At 33.4% G+C, this 17961-nt stretch carries 17 protein-coding genes; 14 read left to right on the top strand and 3 right to left on the bottom strand.

The features are described 5' to 3' along the window. The first annotated feature begins 99 nt into the window (after positions 1-99). The 10 genes from B5X47_RS07085 to B5X47_RS07040 all read left to right on the top strand — a co-directional run bounded on the left by B5X47_RS07085 (position 100) and on the right by B5X47_RS07040 (position 10593). On the top strand, positions 100-1989 hold the full coding sequence (locus B5X47_RS07085) for a diguanylate cyclase (RefSeq protein WP_079589479.1): 1890 nt from the start codon (positions 100-102) through the stop codon (positions 1987-1989). 143 nt (positions 1990-2132) lie between these two features. Continuing rightward, on the top strand, positions 2133-3269 hold the full coding sequence (locus B5X47_RS07080; protein WP_159446426.1) for a (Fe-S)-binding protein: 1137 nt from the start codon (positions 2133-2135) through the stop codon (positions 3267-3269). A 28-nt stretch (positions 3270-3297) separates the two neighbouring features. After that, entirely contained in the window at positions 3298-4527 is a 1230-nt protein-coding gene (locus tag B5X47_RS07075; RefSeq protein WP_079589477.1) for an ABC transporter substrate-binding protein, read from the top strand. 1 nt (position 4528) lies between these two features. Beyond that, entirely contained in the window at positions 4529-5395 is an 867-nt protein-coding gene (locus tag B5X47_RS07070; protein ID WP_079589476.1) for an ABC transporter permease, read from the top strand. Continuing rightward, positions 5382-6194: an ABC transporter permease gene (locus B5X47_RS07065; protein WP_079589475.1), complete on the top strand. Its 813-nt coding sequence runs from the start codon at positions 5382-5384 to the stop codon at positions 6192-6194. The genes B5X47_RS07070 and B5X47_RS07065 overlap by 14 nt, the downstream gene beginning before the upstream one ends. Further along, positions 6187-7206, top strand: coding sequence for an ABC transporter ATP-binding protein (locus B5X47_RS07060; RefSeq protein WP_079589474.1), 1020 nt, complete (start codon positions 6187-6189; stop codon positions 7204-7206). Before B5X47_RS07065 ends, B5X47_RS07060 begins: the two co-directional genes overlap by 8 nt. A gap of 3 nt (positions 7207-7209) precedes the next feature. Next, entirely contained in the window at positions 7210-7797 is a 588-nt protein-coding gene (locus tag B5X47_RS07055; protein ID WP_079589473.1) for a CDP-alcohol phosphatidyltransferase family protein, read from the top strand. Between the two features lie 122 nt (positions 7798-7919). Further along, positions 7920-8618 (top strand): YdjY domain-containing protein, encoded by a 699-nt coding sequence (locus tag B5X47_RS07050; RefSeq protein ID WP_079589472.1) that lies wholly within the window; start codon positions 7920-7922, stop codon positions 8616-8618. 54 nt (positions 8619-8672) lie between these two features. Beyond that, positions 8673-9863: a VTT domain-containing protein gene (locus tag B5X47_RS14050; RefSeq protein ID WP_079589471.1), complete on the top strand. Its 1191-nt coding sequence runs from the start codon at positions 8673-8675 to the stop codon at positions 9861-9863. Positions 9864-9921: 58 nt separating this feature from the next. Further along, positions 9922-10593 (top strand): TVP38/TMEM64 family protein, encoded by a 672-nt coding sequence (locus B5X47_RS07040; protein ID WP_079589470.1) that lies wholly within the window; start codon positions 9922-9924, stop codon positions 10591-10593. An 81-nt stretch (positions 10594-10674) separates the two neighbouring features. Here the strand turns inward: B5X47_RS07040 and B5X47_RS07035 are convergent, their stop codons facing one another. Then, positions 10675-11079 (bottom strand): DUF4418 family protein, encoded by a 405-nt coding sequence (locus B5X47_RS07035; RefSeq protein ID WP_079589469.1) that lies wholly within the window; start codon positions 11077-11079, stop codon positions 10675-10677. Between the two features lie 141 nt (positions 11080-11220). On the opposite strand from B5X47_RS07035, the gene B5X47_RS07030 reads away from it, so the two are divergent. The 3 genes from B5X47_RS07030 (at position 11221) to B5X47_RS07020 (ending at position 14191) form a co-directional block, all read left to right on the top strand. Further along, entirely contained in the window at positions 11221-12432 is a 1212-nt protein-coding gene (locus tag B5X47_RS07030; RefSeq protein WP_159446425.1) for an ABC transporter permease, read from the top strand. Next, positions 12432-13091 (top strand): ABC transporter ATP-binding protein, encoded by a 660-nt coding sequence (locus B5X47_RS07025; RefSeq protein ID WP_013361006.1) that lies wholly within the window; start codon positions 12432-12434, stop codon positions 13089-13091. The genes B5X47_RS07030 and B5X47_RS07025 overlap by 1 nt, the downstream gene beginning before the upstream one ends. A gap of 140 nt (positions 13092-13231) precedes the next feature. Continuing rightward, complete coding sequence (locus B5X47_RS07020; RefSeq protein WP_159446424.1) at positions 13232-14191, top strand: stalk domain-containing protein; 960 nt, start codon at positions 13232-13234, stop codon at positions 14189-14191. Between the two features lie 99 nt (positions 14192-14290). On the opposite strand, the gene B5X47_RS07015 is transcribed toward B5X47_RS07020, so the two are convergent. Together B5X47_RS07015 and B5X47_RS07010 are read right to left on the bottom strand one after the other, a co-directional pair. Further along, positions 14291-15103 carry a prolipoprotein diacylglyceryl transferase family protein gene (locus B5X47_RS07015; RefSeq protein ID WP_079589466.1) on the bottom strand — a complete coding sequence of 271 codons (813 nt, stop codon included), beginning with the start codon at positions 15101-15103 and terminating at the stop codon, positions 14291-14293. Between the two features lie 10 nt (positions 15104-15113). Next, a complete protein-coding gene (locus B5X47_RS07010; RefSeq protein ID WP_079589465.1) occupies positions 15114-17255 on the bottom strand; it encodes a hypothetical protein in 2142 nt (713 codons plus the stop codon). Positions 17256-17512: 257 nt separating this feature from the next. Here B5X47_RS07010 and B5X47_RS07005 point away from each other — a divergent pair, with 257 nt between their 5' ends. Continuing rightward, positions 17513-17947 (top strand): MarR family winged helix-turn-helix transcriptional regulator, encoded by a 435-nt coding sequence (locus B5X47_RS07005; protein ID WP_079589464.1) that lies wholly within the window; start codon positions 17513-17515, stop codon positions 17945-17947. The last annotated feature ends 14 nt before the right edge of the window (positions 17948-17961 follow it).

Here is a 17961-nt window from a genome sequence, read left to right as displayed (position 1 = left end):
AGCAAAAATGTTTTGCTAGAACCTCGTTTTTTTGTTGTATTTAAGTACATATAAGAGTAAATTATACTTAATAAGATATCAGTAAATTATGAGGTGAATATGAAGAAATACATACATGTACTTAGCATCGTGAGCTTATCAGTCATTCTATTAGCAGTTGGATTTTTTATTCATGAAATAGTATATGCTGAAAATTTTACTCAGGAAGAGCAGGCTTATATAGCTTCAAAAAATACTGTAAAAATTTTAGTAGATCCAGATTGGTATCCTTATGAGGAGATTGATGAAAAAGGCAATTACAGAGGTATTGCGGCTGACCTCATAGCTCTTATAGAAAACAGGACTGGTCTTGAATTTGAGTTAGTTCATACAAAGAGCTGGGATGAAAGCTTAGAGCTATCTAAGAAAGGAAAAGCTGATGCAATCAGCATGCTAAACGAAACACCAGAACGAAGAAAATGGCTTATTTTTACTAAGCCCTACTATACTGACCCAAATGTATTTATAACTAGAGATGAGCATGAATATATTTCTGATTTAAATAGGTTTATTGATGAAACAATGGTGCTTCCAAAAGGGACAAGTATTGAAGAAAGACTAAGAACTGATTATCCTAAGCTAAAAATACTCTTAGTAGACTCTGAAGCAAAGGCCATAGAAATGGTAGATGAAAAGAAAGCTGACATGACCTTAAGGTCTCTTACTATGGCGGCTTATGTAATCAACAAAGATGGCTATTTTAATTTGAAGATTTCAGGAGAGATTCCAAAATATGAAAATAGACTCAGAATAGGTATAACTAATGATGATGAAATGCTTCAAGGTATTTTAAATAAAGCTATAGATAGCATTTCTCAGCAGGAGCTTCAGAGCGTAATCAACTCTCATATATCCTTGGAATACGATAAAGGTTTTAATTACAGGTTATTTTCTATTACCTTTGCTTTATTTTCAATCGTTCTTTTTATTGGCCTTTATTGGCTAAAAAAGATTAGAAGCTTAAACAAAGCATTAAATGAGCGACAAGCTGAGCTAATATATCTAAATGAGAAAGTAATAGAAAGCGAAAGGCTTTATAAATCCATTCTAGATGCCTCACCCAATGCAATTGTCATGCTAGATATGAAGTATAATATCATTCTAGCCTCAAATGCCGCGATTGATGTTTTAGGCTACAATGGAGATAACTTAATAGGAGAAAATATACTTCAGTTCTTTGCAGAAGATGAGCATTTAGAAATAGAAAAAAATATAGACAGAGTATTTCAGGAAGAAAATATAGGAACTACAAATTATAGAGGAAGAAAAAATGACAACGCCACCATTTATGAAGTAAACAGCAGAGCCATTAAGGATGAAAACGGCAATTCTATAAATCTAGTTTCTATAATTAGGGATGTGACCCAAAGAGCAACACTTGAGGAAGCTTTAGAAGCTAGGGAGAAGCAGTATAAAGAGCTAGCAAAGGAACTGGAGCGAAAAAATATTTCCTTAAGTGAAAGAGTAAGCATAGACAACCTCACTGGAATAAAAAACAGATATTATTTTGATGAAAGAATAAAGGAAGAAGTAGATTTAGCCAAAAGACAGAAAGCAAGCTTTTCACTTTTGCTATTTGATTTAGACCACTTTAAGCTTGTAAATGATAATTTTGGTCATGATGTAGGTGACAAAGTGCTTAAAAGAGTTACCGATGCAGTTTCTAAGATAATTCGTAGCTATGATATTTTCGCTAGATGGGGAGGCGAAGAATTTGTAGTATTAATGCCAAATACTACAGAAGCTGAAGCTGTCCCTGCTGCAGAAAAAATCAGAAGAACAGTTGAAGATATAAGTCATCCAGACATTGAAAAAATAACTATAAGCATTGGAATAGCAATATGGGAAGCAGATGATGATGTAGACCAGATTTTTGTTAAAGCAGATAAAGCACTTTATACTGCAAAAAATCAAGGTAGAAATAGAGTTATCGTTTATAAAAAATCATAATACTTATTATAAAAAATCTCAATAACTAGAAAATAACACTAATTCAGGTGTTATTTTTTTTGTTGTGTTATAATATTTTTTGCATGTTAGAAGAATGACAGTTTTTTATTTATAGTAATGAAATGCGACTTAAGGAGAAGGCTATGATTATAAGTGATAAAACAATTGAAATTGTGGAAAGTGAGCAAAAGTGTATAGGGTGCAATGCTTGCATGAAGGGATGTCCTATGCTCGATAGATTTTGTGACTCTCCAAAAACACTTCTTAAGAAGCTACTAGATGAAAAGTCATTTGATTATAAATTGCCTTATTCATGTATGCAGTGTGGCTACTGCACTAAAGTATGCCCAGTAGATGTGGATTTAAAGCATCTGTTTATGGAGCTAAGAAAAGATACAGTAAATCAAACAAACGGAAAACTTCCAAAGGATTTGAATACTAGTAATGTGGCTATGCATCAAAAGCTTAGCTTTACAGGGCTTTTTTCAAAAAAGATTCAGCATTTAGAATCTGATACAGTGTTTTTTCCAGGCTGTGCGCTTCAGGCATATAGCCCTGATTTAGTTGAAAAGGTATATTCCTACATAAGAGAAACTACAAAGGGTGCAGGTTACTACAATGTATGCTGTGCAAAGCCTACAAAAATGATGGGTAAAGACAGTGAGTTTCAAAAAATCTACCTAGGAATTGATGATGAATTTAAAAGAAGAAAAGTAAAAAGAGTAATAACAGGTTGTCAAAATTGCTATATGACAATTCTATCAAATAGCCCAGGTATAGAAGTGATATCTCTTTGGGAATACATTGATAAATCAGGTGTTCCAGCAGAGGCAAAGAATAAATATAAAATGAAAAAAGAAGAAGGCTTAAATACTAATAAATCTGAATATAGCTTTGTACTTCATGATCCTTGTCCTACTAGAGATGTAGATTCAATTCACATGGCTGTTAGAAATATAATTGCAGCTTTAGGTATAGAGATAGATGAAATGAAGTACAGCAAAGGCAAGACTTTATGCTGCGGAGCTGGAGGGATGGTAGCTATCACTCAAAATGATATAGCAAAAGCTCACATGAGACGAAGAGCTACGGAAAAGGATGCTGATTATATACTTACCTATTGCCAAGAATGTGTAGAGTCTATGAGACGAGGAGGCAGTAAGTCATTACATATTTTAGATTTAATTTTCCTAGATGATTTTTTAGAAGTAAATCAAGGAAATCAAAGCACCTTGGATAAATGGAAAAATAGATTTATAGCAAAAACAGCAAGGCTTTAATAAAAATGACATATAGGAGGAACTACTTATGAAGAAAAAACTTTTGGCAATTTTACTTATTTTATCTATGCTTATGCTATCGGCTTGCTCTAGTCAGTCAGGGAGCACAGATGCTAATGATGAAGCAGAAGGGGCTAATACAACCACTGAGCAGACTACGGTAACTTTTTACGGCTGGGGTGGAAGTGAGGTTACTAATGCATGGATAGATGGGTATCTAACAGATGCAGTTGCAAAAAAATACAATATCAAGCTTGAAAGAGTAGGTATGAATATCGATGAGATATTGAATCTACTGCTAAATGAAAAGCAAGCAGGAACTGATAAAGGAAGTATTGATATTATATGGATTAACGGTGAAAACTTTGCTTCAGCTAAAGAAAATGGACTTTTATTTGGGCCATTTGCAAGTGAGCTTGAAAATTTCAGTAAGTACCTAGATCCGAACTCTCCAGATGTAATGTTTGATTTTGGAGTTGCGACAGAAGGCTACGAGGTACCATTTGGAAAAGCTCAGTTTGTTATGGTTTATGACAGCTCACTTTTATCTCAGGTGCCCGTAGATCATAAAGCGCTTTTAGAAATGGCTAAAAATAATCCTGGAAAATTTACTTATCCTGCGCCACCGGATTTCACAGGAAGTGCTTTTGTAAGAAATATCATATATGATATAGTTGGATATGAACAGTTTTTGACTATGGATGCAGATTATGATACTGTGAAATCAGCTATTATGCCAGCTATGGACTATCTTAAGGAATTAAAGCCATATCTATGGAATCAAGGAAAGACATATCCAGCTTCACTATCTATATTAGATAATATGTATGCAGATGGAGAAGTGTTTATGACTATGGATTATAATCCGAACTCAGCATCATCTAGAATTTCAACAGGGGAGTTTCCAGAAGCTACTAAAACCTTTATATTTGATAAGGGAAGTATAGGAAATACTCATTTTGTGGCTATACCTTTTAATTCACCAAATGTAGAGGGTGCAAAAGCAGTTATTAATGAAATAATATCAGTTGAAGCTCAGGCTAAAAAATACGATCCAAGTGGATGGGGAGATCTTCCTGTACTAGATAACAGTAAGCTATCTGACGATGAGAAGAAAGTATTTGATTCTATTCCTCTTGGAAAAGCAACTCTTCCTCAAGATGAGCTTATGAGTAAAAGAATGCCAGAGCTACCAGCAAAACTAGTTCCAATCATAGAACAGATTTGGATGGAGACTATAGCAGCGGAGAGTAATTAATGTGAAAATACTATTAAAGCCGTATTTGATGCTTTTGCCAGTGCTTATAATTCTGATTGGCATTTTGGGGATAGGAGTTATGACTACTTTTACTCAGAGCATTGGATACTTTAGCGCAATTGGGTCAAACGACTTTACATTAGATAACTATATGAGATTACTAACAGACAAGGGGTTAATTGAATCCCTTGTTTTTTCCATGCGTACATCTTTTATTTCTGCATTTATATCTACCTTAGGTGGAGTTATTTTAGCTGTAGCTGTATACAAGCTAGGAAATGAAGGAGACCTGCTTTCTAAATCCTTTAGGATTCCAATAATAGTGCCGCATCTTCTTTCTGTACTTCTTATTTACAATATTTTTTCTCAGACAGGAATTCTAGCAAGAGTTTTATTTTCTTTAGGAGTAATTGATTCCTTTGAAAGCTTTCCACAGATACTTTATTTAAAAAATGGATTTGGAATTATTTTGGCGTATGTATGGAAGGAATTGCCTTTTATAGCTTTTATTACCTATAACGTACTTTCAAAGCTGAGTACAAAGCTTTCAGATGCGGCTAGAAATTTGGGTGCAAGTAGCTTTCAAGCCATGAGGTATGTAGTTATTCCCTTACTTATTCCATCGATATTATCTTCATTTATCCTAGTATTCGCTTTTTCATTTGGCGCATATGAAATACCTATGCTGCTTGGAGCAACCTATCCGAAAGCTTTACCAGTGAAAGCCTATATTGAGTACATAAATCCTATCCTTAGCAACAGACCTTACGCTATGGCTATCAATTTTTTCATTGCAAGTATGGGTCTATTTCTTGCCTATATTTACTTTAAGTGCTTCGAAAGGGTTACAAGATATGAAAAACAGTAGATTAAAGTACAAACTAATAGCCTATAGCATGGTTTTATCGATAATATTGCCTCTTTTATTAATCATAATCTGGAGCTTTGCTAACAGATGGCAGTGGCCTAGCCTTGTTCCTACGGATTATGGACTTAGAGGTTGGAGCTATATATTTGGAGCAAGAGCTAAAACCTTTGAAATAATATGTATCAGTATGTGTATTTCCTTTATCGCTTCTATTATAACTGTAGGAATTACTATTCCAGCGGCCAAAGCAATGGCGCATTATAACTTTAAATTCAAAAAACAAATTGAAATGCTAATATTTTTGCCGGCTATTGTACCTACTGTAGTAGTGGCTATGGGAATACATATACATTTCTTGAGAATGAATCTAGGAGGTAGCTTTTCAGGCTTAGTACTTATCAACATTCTTCCTTGCATTCCATATTCTTACTGGATACTTAAAAACGTATTTGAAATTATTGGAGATAAAATGAATTATCAGGCTAGAGTGCTAGGGGCAAGTGGTACTCAGACCTTTGTTTATATCACTTTGCCTATGATATTCCCAGGAATCATAACTGCGCTTAGCATGTCCTTTATAGTTTCTTTTGGTCAATACTTTATAAATGTATTAATAGGGGCAGGAAAAATAACAACATTTACTATGCTCATGTTTCCATATATAGAAAGTGGAGATAGAACAATGGGTTCTGTATATGGAACCGTATTTTTGTTTGCAAGCTTAATAGGGCTTGTTATAGTAGAAAAGCTTACATCGAGTATGTATAGAGGTAAATTAAAGGAGTACAAATATGTCTAAAATAGTTTTAAATAATATTTATAAGAGCTTTGGACATACTAAGGTAATTGAAAATATAAACCTAGAGGTAGAGCAAGGAGAGATTCTTTCCCTGCTTGGAGAGTCTGGATGTGGCAAAACTACAACTCTTAAGCTCATAGCTGGAATACTTTCACCAGATAGTGGAGATATTTATATTGGAGAAAAGAGAATAAATGATTTGCCAATTGAAAAAAGAAAGGCAGTTATTGTGTTTCAGGATTATGTTTTATTCCCTCATCTAAACATTGAAAAAAATGTAGGCTTTGGACTTAAGATGATGGGAAAGCCAAAAGCTGAAATAAAGTCAAAGGTAGACGAAATGCTGAGCCTAGTTTCTTTAGAAGGCTATAACAAAAGATATCCTCATGAGCTTTCTGGGGGACAAAAGCAAAGGATAGCTCTTGCTAGAGCGCTTGCTATAGAGCCTAGTGTACTACTTTTAGATGAGCCATTTTCGAATTTGGATGCAAATCTAAAAGAAAGTGTAAGAGATTTAGTGATGACTATCCAAAGGAAGCTAAATATCACTACAATAATGGTGACTCATGAAAAAGAAGAAGCTATGATGTATTCAGATAAAATAGCTGTTATGATAGATGGAAAAATAGAGCAGATTGGCAGTAGCATGGAAGTTTATAATGAGCCTAGAACCCTTGAAGTTGCAAAGCTTGTGAGTACTTATAATCTGATTGAAGGCTATTCTAAATCAAATATTATTGAGTTATTCGGAGTAAAAATTAATTCGAGATTTGAAAATGAAAAAGTAAGCATCATTATAAGACCAGAAGCTATAGTAATCGACGAATCATCGAGCATTAAGGCAAGGCTACTTAGGGAGAAATTTGCTGGAGAGAAAAAATATCTTGAGTTAGAATTAGGAAATATAAAGCTTAAGGCAGTAGCAGATAGCAGCTGTAATTTTGTTGAGGATCAAGAAATTGGGATTAGGTTCTTAGAAGATAAGCTGTTTATATATGAAGTGAAGGAGTAAATTATGCTAGACACTCATGGAAGAAAATATGTTGAGCCAATAATAGAGAGCGTTGCAAATGGCTTTATAAATAGAAATATTTCTGCAAATAAAGTAACAGTTTTAGCTTTTGTGCTAGGAATATCTAGTGGAATCTGGATGCTTATGGGAGCGCCCCTCATTGCGACAGCTGTACTTTGGATATCTGGACTGCTTGATGCAGTAGATGGGGCTATAGCTAGAAAAACAGGCACGAGCTCTTCCTGGGGAGCACTTATGGATATAACCTTTGATAGAATAGTAGAGCTATCAGTTATTATTTCTTTAGCTGTACTATATCCACAGGCTAGACTAGTTCTCATAATGCTGACTGGTTCAATCATTATATCAATGACAGTATTTTTGACTGTAGGAGCACTTAGTAAGAATACTAAAAATAAAGCATTTTATTATCAAGCTGGCTTGGCTGAAAGAACTGAAGGCTTTATAATGTCATCTCTTATGATGCTATTTTCTAATCATATCATCATAATAACAATAGTATATTTTTTAGCAATTTTATTTACAGCAGGTCAAAGGCTAAAAGAAGCATATGAACTATTAAAAAATTAAATAGTTTTTATAAAAAATATCAATAGATAAAATCTCTCAATTTGTTTGTAATACTAATACTTAAATGGTAGACTTAACTAGGTTATACATATAATTTAATAATTAACAGGAGGGTTTTATTTATGAAATTTAAAAAGAAAGCACTTTTAGCTATTATTTTAGGAATCAGTATGCTTGGATTTGCAGGCTGCAGTAATGCACCAGCTGAAACTACTGAAGAGCCAGCTGCTCAAGAGGAACCTGCAGCTCCAGATCAAGTAGGAGGAGTATCATTAGAAAATCCTATACTTGTAGACAAAGAAGCAAAAACTGTAACTGTACTTACTCAAGTAAATGGAAAATATTTCACAGAAGTAACTCGTCATGCTTCAGTATTTAAAGATGGTACTAATGGTGCGAAATCAGTATTTACAGCATATGCTGATCCAGTTGCGTTTTATGATGCATTAGTTGAAATAGGAGCTGAGCCAGGAAATAATATGACTGTAGATAATGGTGCAACTACTCATGTTGAGGGTACTGCTCTAGATATGAAGGTTACATGGAACGGCGCAGAAAAAGAATACGATGTAAATGAAGTAATCAAAGACAGCAATGGAAAACAAATTGCATTTAAATTTGGTGGAAATCTTGAAATGGCAAAAAATAAAAACACTGGTTGCTTATCTTGCCTTGATAGCTGTCCAGTAGGAATAATTTCAAACTCTGCTTATACTTATGGCTCAGTTGAAAAAACAAGTGAAGTTACATTCATGGGTAATGGAGATGTATTGCCAGAAGACGGAACATATATAGCTACAGTATATTCTATAGCTGAATAATTATAGAAAAAAGTTGAAGGCTCCATTTAAAGGGAACCTTTAGGAGGTAATTAGATGAAAAAATTAAGATTGCTGTTCTACTATACTGCTACAGGTATAGCACTAGGCTTTCTTATTAATATGCTACTGTTCTTTAGTGTAGCGTATGAGATGATGGTAGGTCTTGGGCTAGTGATGTATATATTCACTGCTTTTGGATCTATGGTTGCTTTATCAAAGCAAAGACTTGATTGGAAATATTCGTTTTTCATTATAGAAGGGCTAGCAGTATTTTTAGCTCTTGTAACTGGAAGACTACAGCAGTTTTTATATATTACAAAAGAAACATTGGTTATTACTACTCCAGTTTCACAGGTTAGACCGTATTTTTTAGCTTTTGTAATTGTGGTAAATTTAGTGAATATCTATATCATAATGACTTTAAAGAAATATCAAAAGGAATATACAAAAGAGGAAAGAAAAGCTTTAAAAGAAAGCGAGCTAAAGCTTAAAGACCTTCGTGAGGAAATAGATGCATCAGAGCTTGAGCAAATTAAGAAGAAGAGAAAGCTAGGTAGAATTATTGCTCTAGCAGGTATCGGGATTTTTATGATTTGCTATTTTACTATAGACTCACTTCATACAGGACTTAATGAAGCATTTGCAACTATTTCTAGACTAGACACTCAGATAGTAATAGAATACCTAAGATCATTTGGAAAATTAGCAGTAGTTGTTTCATTTACTCTTATGGTGCTTCAATCAATTGCGGCTCCTATTCCAGCATTTTTAATTACATTATCAAATGCTGCCATATTTGGATGGTGGCAAGGAGCAATTTTATCTTGGTCCTCTGCTATGGCAGGAGCAGCACTATGCTTCTTTATTGCTAGAGTGCTAGGTAGAGATGCAGTTGAAAAGCTTACTAGCAAGGGTGCTATGGAGAGTGTTGACGTATTCTTTGAAAAGTACGGTAAGTTTGCAATCTTAATTTGTAGACTGCTTCCATTTGTTTCTTTTGACTTTGTAAGCTATGCGGCAGGACTTACTAATATGAGATTCTGGGCGTTCTTTATTGCAACTGGACTTGGGCAGCTTCCTGCTACTATAGTATACTCATATGTAGGAGGAACTCTTACAGGTGGAGCTCAAAAGCTATTTGTAGGCTTACTTACTTTATTTGCACTATCGATAATGATAGGTATAGCTAAAAAGGTATACAATGATAAACAAAATGCAAAAAAAACTATTGATAAAGCTAGCTAGTTAGAATCAGCCTGATGTTTTTGCATCAGGCTGTAATTTTGATGAAGGAGGAGCAAGTGTGACTAAACTAAAGAAAATTATAATTATAATAGCGACTTTAGCATTTTTCATTTGTATTTATAATTCTTTTCTTTGCGATATTACTGCAGCATCAATAAGAAATTGGGTTGATGGTTTTGGCTCTCTTGCTCCTTTTGCTTATATAGGAGTATGGATAGTACTTCCTATATTCTTTTTTCCAGTGCCAGTGCTTGCTTTAGCAGGAGGACTTTCGTTTGGGCTATGGGATGGAACTTTATATACGATTATAGGAGCAATAATAAACAGCAGCATTATGTACTACATAGCAAAAATACTATCAAAGGATATGATAAGAAGCTACCTTAAAGAAAAAATGCCAAAGGCTTGGTGGGATAAATTTATGGAATCGAGTAGTAGAGATAGCTTTTTGATAGTTTTCATTTGCAGACTTATTCCTGCTATGCCATATAACGTCATAAACTATGCATCTGGACTTGCTGAGATAGGCTTTACTCAGTATACGATAGCGACCTTAATTGGCATCTTGCCAGGAACTGTTATTTTTCTAAACGTAGGGGATAAGATACTAGATGTAAGGTCACCCGAATTTATAATTTCTATCATATTAGTAATTTTACTTACAGCAGGCTCGATATTATTAGGAAAAGCTCTTTCTAAGAAATCTAGTGTTATGCCAGAAAATGACTAAATTAAAACACCTCATAAATCTAAGAGAAAAGATTTGAGGTGTTTTCTTGTGAATCGCATTAATTTTTTAAGATTAATTTACCTAGACGATTTTAGAGTTTTCATCCTTTAAGAAGAAAGTAGATATTCCACTTAAAATAAGAATTCCGCTGATGATTTTAATCCATAGAGCTGTAGAGTGACACTCCATAGGCTTCATACATACACCTATACTAAATGGTGTATCAAGTGGAATGATAAATAGTATAAGTCCAAGTACTATAAATGTAATTGGAAGATGAGCTTTTCTTATGTAGAGCTCAATAGATAAAACTATCAGAATAATAGCGATAAGTATTACAGCAGTACTGGTGTAATGACATCTCATAGGCATTTCCTTGCCACTTTGAAGCAAGACTTTCCCAGTACAGACAGGGCTTATGTACTTTACAGCTATTAGCAGTATAGTTCCTAAGATTGAGTTTAAAAGGTTTACATATTTTTTCATTTCATCTCTCCTTTGCTAAATTCTAAACGATTATATCATACAAATAGGAGATTTAACTTTGCAAAGCCTATAATAATAATTTATAGAATACATAGATAAAATTAATAATCGTAATACATAAAACTAAATATGAGGTGCATTATGAACATATATAAGTTAGGGTTTTACAATGTACTGCGAAGAAGAAATAAAGCAGTACTTATAAGCTTGCTATCAGCAGTTACAATTTGTATTTTTGTCATTATATTTACTTTATATTTTTCTTCAAATAAAGCTGTCGATATTGTTTCTGACAGAATGGGAGCAGACATAATAATACTTCCAAACAATGCAGATAAGGATGCAAAAGAGCTTATGTATTCGGGTTCTCCAGTGATGGGGTTTATGGATAAAAGCGTACTGGATGAAATTCCAAAGGAAAATATTTCACAGTATTCAGCTCAATTTTTTCTAAGAACACTCACTCAGTATGGATGTTGTACTTTTCCAGTGAGCTACAGAGTTTTAGGAATAGATTATGATTCAGACTTTTTAGTGAAGCCATGGCTAGAGAAAAACCACATAACCTCTTTGGGCGAGAAAGAGGTTATTCTAGGGGTAAATGTCATGCCTGATGAAGAGGGAAGTATTGAAATTATGGATCAGGTTTTTGAACTGGCTGGGACATTAATGCCAACCGAGACAGCTCTAGATGACACTATAATAATGAATATAAATGATAGTATATGGCTTGCAGATGTATTTTTTGATGCTGATGCAGGGGACTACTTCCTAAAACAAAAACCTGAAGAGCTCATTTCAGCTGTTATGATAAAGGTCAAGGATGGAGCAGATGTAGAAAAAGTAGTAATGGATATAAAAAAATCTAAAATAGATGCTCAGGTTATATCCTTGAGCCAGCAAAAAATGGAAGTGAAGGAAACTATAGCAAATGTATCTGAAATACTGATGATATTTGCAGGCTCGACATTCTTAATAACTCTGATTGCTCTATTTGGGATATTTAATGTAATGGCTTCTCAGAGGGAAAAGGAAATGGGATACTTAAGAGCTATGGGATATAAAAAATCTGAGCTTATCTTTATGTATACGATTGAGGTTTTGACTATTATAGTACTCGGAGGAGTAGTTGGAAGCCTAATGGGTATATCGCTAAGTGGCTATATGTATGATATGGTAAACAAAATAGTTTTAATGCCGCAAGGGGCGTTTACTTTAGCAGATAGACTCTTGCCAGGACTGCTTGGTATTATGCTTTCGATTGTAATAGGGGTACTTGTTTCAATTATTCCTGTTGTAAAAATCAATAAAAATGAACCTAAGGATGTCTTTACTTCTGGAGGTGTAAGATAATGGATAAGATTATGGAAGTTAAAAACCTTGTAAAGATGTACAAAGATACAGAAGATATTTATGCAGCTGATGATGTGAGCGTAGATATAAATAAAGGAGAGTTTATATTAATAACAGGGGAGTCTGGAGCAGGAAAATCTACTCTACTGTATATAATGGGACTAATGCTAAAACCAGACAAGGGAGAGCTAATGTTTGGTGGAAAGCCACTTAACTGGTCAAATGAAGATGAACTAAATTCATACAGAAGAAACAAAATGGGTTTTGTTTTTCAAGAACCACAATTAGTAGAAGCGCTAACAGTAAATGAAAATCTAATGCTAATGAAAGGACTTAATAATTCTGAGCTTGAAATTGATGGGTTATTAGAAGAGTTTGGTCTTTTAAAGCATAAAGATAAGCTGCCAAATACCCTTAGTGGAGGTCAAAAAAGAAGAGTAATGGTTCTTATGGCTATAGTTAAAAAGCCTGAGGTTATATTTCTAGATGAGCCTACTAATGATTTAGATGAAAAATGGTCTGAAAAAGTTCTAGTTAAGCTAAAAAAGCTTAGCAATCAAGGAACTTCTATAGTGATGGTAAGCCATGATGAGCAGTGCAAGAAGCATGCTGACAAGGTGCTTTGCATGAAGTCTGGAAAAATTGATGAAATTATGTAAACAAACTGTAAATAGTTTGAAATGGACTTATTGAGCCAGATATGAGAACCTATATGTAAGCAATTTAAAATATATCAAAAAACTATTATGGGAATATAGCTACATTATGCTTATATTCCTATAGAAAAAGGATGGTTACTATGAAAAAAATGATAAAAGTGTTTACAGTAGGTTCTTTAGTATTGGGAATGACGTCTAATATTGCTATGGCAGATTCTGTTTTGACTAGCAATTCAGCTGAGCAAGTAAATGCTAAAGCTGGAGTAATACAAGATGATAGCTTAAAAGAAGAAAAAATAAGCTATATGAGCTTTGAAGGCTATGTAAAGGAAATTAAATCAAATAATGGATATACCTCTGTTATAATGACAGATGGTAAGTCAGATGAGGTTATAGGACAATTTAACTTAAAAGGAGATATGCTTGTAGTAAATCAAGACACAGCTACAATTCAAGCTCTAGACAAAATAGAAAAAGGACAGAAAATTAGAGGCTTTTATAGAAAAGATATGCCTATGATACTAATATATCCTCCAGTTATAAATCCAGAATTTATAATGATAAGCTCAGATGATACTAAGAATTTTGTTAAGCATTCTTATTTTGATGAAAACTTAACAAGTATTGACAATAATCTCAAGCTTAACATATCAGATTCTTCAGTGCTTATCGATAAGCATGGAAAGAGCGTTGATATCGAGAAATTAAAAAACAAAGATTTAGTAGTTGTTTACGATGTTTCTACTAAGAGCATCCCAGCTCAAACAAATCCAAAACAAGTTATAATGCTTGAAAAGGATGCAGATGAAATGCCAGTAAAGGATGAAGCCTTAGAAAAAATCATAGACTCTGGATATATGGCTAATGGTGTTAATATGATTCCTCTTAAGCAGGTGGCAGACCATTTTGGATATGAAATTGCATGGGATAACTCTACGAAAACTGCAACACTAAGAAAAGAAAATTCTTCATTTACAGTTACTATAGGTCAGCAAATGTATGGCTATAATAAAAGCCTTCAAAAATTTGAAGTATCTCCAGAGGTAAAAGATGCAAGAACCTATGTGCCAGAATCTATATTAGAATTGCTTCAGCAATAAAACATGATAACTTATAATAATAAATACTGATAAATACTAATGATTATGTATTTATAGAAAAGTAGTATAAATGTAAATTAAAGCACCTAACTTATTAACTTATAAGGAAGGTGCTTTACTGTTGAATAGATGTATTATAACAAAACCAATAACAGCTGTTATTATGATTAAACTATATAATCGAGGATAGAAATACTTCAGCACAAAGTCAGAATATGGAAGCTGACGATAAGATAAAACTACTAATCTTAATAGACTAAAAAGTCCTGCTGAAACTATAAATATCTGACCTTTTATCAATTTTTTTCTAATAATTAGAATTATGATTATAATGAGAACGGCTCCAAATCCCTCCATGAATTGGGTAGGATAAACCCTGATATCGAGCTTACCAAAAATCGAGGAAACTAGAGGATTGTTAGTAAGAGTAGCTTGCTGATTTATAGGAAGAGGAACAGCAAACCATGATTTTGTAGGCTTTCCATAGCAGCAGCCATTTAAATAGCACCCTATTTTCATAATAAAAAAGCTAAACAAAAAAGGCAGGGTAAGCTTGTCTAGGATATCTAAAATATCTAGTTTTTTAAGATTTAGTAGGACTATCAGAACTATAAAGCTAAGAATAATTCCTCCATACAAAGAAAAATAACCAAATTCTAGTGTGAATAAAGAAATTTCAGCCTGCTTATATTTGGGGTATTGTAATATAAAGTTTAATAACCTAGCTCCTACTATAAAGCTGATAGCTATAAAAAAATAAATAGAAAGTATGGCCTTTGAAACAAGACCATACTTTTTTAAAACTGAAAAAGAAAAAATCAGCCCAGTTAGTATACTTAATAATATAAAAACGTCGTAAGCTTTTAGATAAATAATTTGGTTAAATAAATCAAATTTAATAATTGGAAGCATAGTATCATCCTTATTCTTTTTGTCCTTTTAGGTTAATAGTAATTTTCATTATTTTGCCGTTTTCATCTTCTCCAATAATTGTTGAAGTATTTTCAAATACTCTATTTCCTTCTTGAGTTTTTTTCATATCAAGACTTAAATTGATAGCCATTTCATCATCCATTATAACCTTAGAAGCAAATACTCCCTCATTATAAGTTGCACTAGCAGAAACAGGAGGATCTGGCTCTATATCTAAAGCTTCTCCAGTGGATGTATTAATTCCACTAGTAATTCCGAAAACTAAAGTTGCATTAGTCTCATCGATTTTTTGAATTTCAAACTTACATTTCATTCTAGCAACCTTAAATAGTTCTACCATTTCAGCAGTGAAATCACATTCGCCGCCTTCACTTTTGATATAATTTAAGTCAGCCTCTATGTTTGGGAATGTCATGTATACAGTCTGCCAATTACCAGCGATTTCATCCATAGTAGGATACATTTCTTTTAGATTGATTTGCATATTTGGGAAGCTAATTTTAAATGGAATTTCCTTTATAGGCTCATCAGTGTCTGGGTTTGCGTCAGGTTCAAACAAAAGTAAAGTATCAGGAGCGCCTGATTGTATATGTCCTAGTGCAGTAAACTGAGTCTGAGCAGTGCCGTCATCCTTAATTTTTCCAGTCCAGCTTGGAACATATGCAGTATCGTTAAGTGGTGAAAATCGAACTATATATCCAGCATATTCAGCTTTTTCTCCTGCTTTTAAGTTTTCAGTGATTAATACATTAGTTGATTTATTTAGATAATTTTTTAAGTTAATTAATTCCTTAGTGTATTCTTCAGTAAGCTGCCATCTGACTGCTTGCTCTAATTTATCGAATACTGGCTCTTGAAGGTCTTTTACAAGCCTAGCTTTATGGGCATTACTTATTTCTTCTTCTAGTTTTTTATTTAGCCCACCGCCGCCACTAAAACCAGTTTTTTGAATTTCTGATTGCCAAAATGCTTTATCAGAATCAGGCAAATTCCAAAATGCATTTACATATGAAGTAAGCTCATTATCAATTGCGGCCTTTAAAGCATTAGGGTCCTTTGATTCTTTAGTATCCTGCCAAATCCAATATAATTTGCTATACCATTGTTTTGCTGTTCTTATATTTTCCTTTTCATAATAGGCTTTATAGGCCTCGTACCATATTTCTTTTCTTCCGTCCCAAGCTGCAGTTGCAAATTTATTAAGAGAGTAATCTATGGCATAGACACCTACAAAGCTAAGCTGAAGGGCATTTGAACCCCATCTTCCTACTGAGAAATAAGAAAGATTTTTAGTTAGATTAGTAAACAGCTCTTTATCCTTGCCACTACTAAAATCGTAAGCAGCTTGAACCATAGCGGCAGCTAGTCCTACATTGTTAAATGCATTTCCAAGCCCACTTGCAAACTCAGATGCATATAGGGTTTGGGTTATAGATGTAAGAGTTGCACCACTTATACCTAGCCAATCAGATACTACGCTTTGGCCTAGTTCAAAGGCTTGTTTTCCAGGAGTCATAGTATTGTTTATAGCTTCATCAATGACAGCTTCAAAGACTTGTGATATTCCGCTTGGTAGTGGAGGAAATGAATTTACTTTTATTATTTTAGCGGCTCTAGTATTTTCATTTTTTATAGTGAAAACGCTATAGGTTGATAAATGATTTGTGATTATTCGTACTTTTTTATTAGCTTCATCTATTTCAAAAGGAATAGGAATCCACTGACTTTGTGTTTCATCATAATACATAGCTCCGACATTGCTTTTTACACTTCCGTTTTCTATGAAGCTTTCGTCATATGGAATATCTATATTTATTAATGATGTGAAGCTTTCCACTTGAGGAACTTTTATTTCAAAGGTATTTACTAAAACATCTTCTTTAGTAACTTCTTCATTAAAAAGATTTTGTGGCTCAACCTTTTGAATATTAACTGTAGTTTCTTCGTTTATATCATATTCTGAAAACAGTATGTCTATACCATCTGCATTTACAGTAGGATTATCTTCAGTGATTTTAAACTCTTGTACTTTTGAGCTGTTTTTAACATCAGAACCACCTGAACATCCAGAAAAAATGTTTGTAAATATTGTCACTAGAATAAGTAGAGAAATCAGTTTTCTTAAATTCATAATAACACCCCCAGTATTAATAGCTTATTTATATTTTTTACCATTATCTTATATTTACCTCACAATATAATACTTTATGCCTATATAGTTTTACTTATAAATATTTATTTGACTTTATTGACAAGAATATCGAGCAAGAGTATAATTGTTTGATGTAAAACAGTTCGTCATACAACAGTTCGACGAGCAACAATATTAATCGAAGTAAGTGGATAGTAATAATTTTAGAGCAATTAATTTAAAGTGAGGGATGCGAAGTGCATGAAAAATTCATTGGCCATAGAATTCGTATATTAAATAATCTTATAAAAAGAGAAATTGAAAGCTCTGAGCATTTTGCATATGCACAGAGCATAACAGGTACGAATAGCTGGATTATTGCTTATTTAGCACAAAATAGCGATAAGGATATATATCAAAAAGATTTAGAAAAAAAGTTTTCAGTTACTAGATCCACTGCTTCAAAGGTAATAAAATTAATGGTTCAAAAAGGTCTTATTGTAAGGGAAGAGGTAGAATCAGATGCAAGGCTGAAAAAGCTCATCTTAACAGAAAAGGCTTTAAACATGCATGAAGCAATTAAATCAGATATTTTAAAGCTAAATGAAAAGCTTACAAAAGGATTTACAGATGAAGAAATGGGAACTATGCAGGGCTACATAGACAGAATGATAGACAACATTAATTCATAATGGATTATATGAAA

The organism is Acetoanaerobium noterae (assembly GCF_900168025.1).
Classification (GTDB): Bacteria; Bacillota; Clostridia; order Peptostreptococcales; family Filifactoraceae; genus Acetoanaerobium; species Acetoanaerobium noterae.
This window is presented reverse-complemented; position numbering and strand designations above follow the sequence as displayed.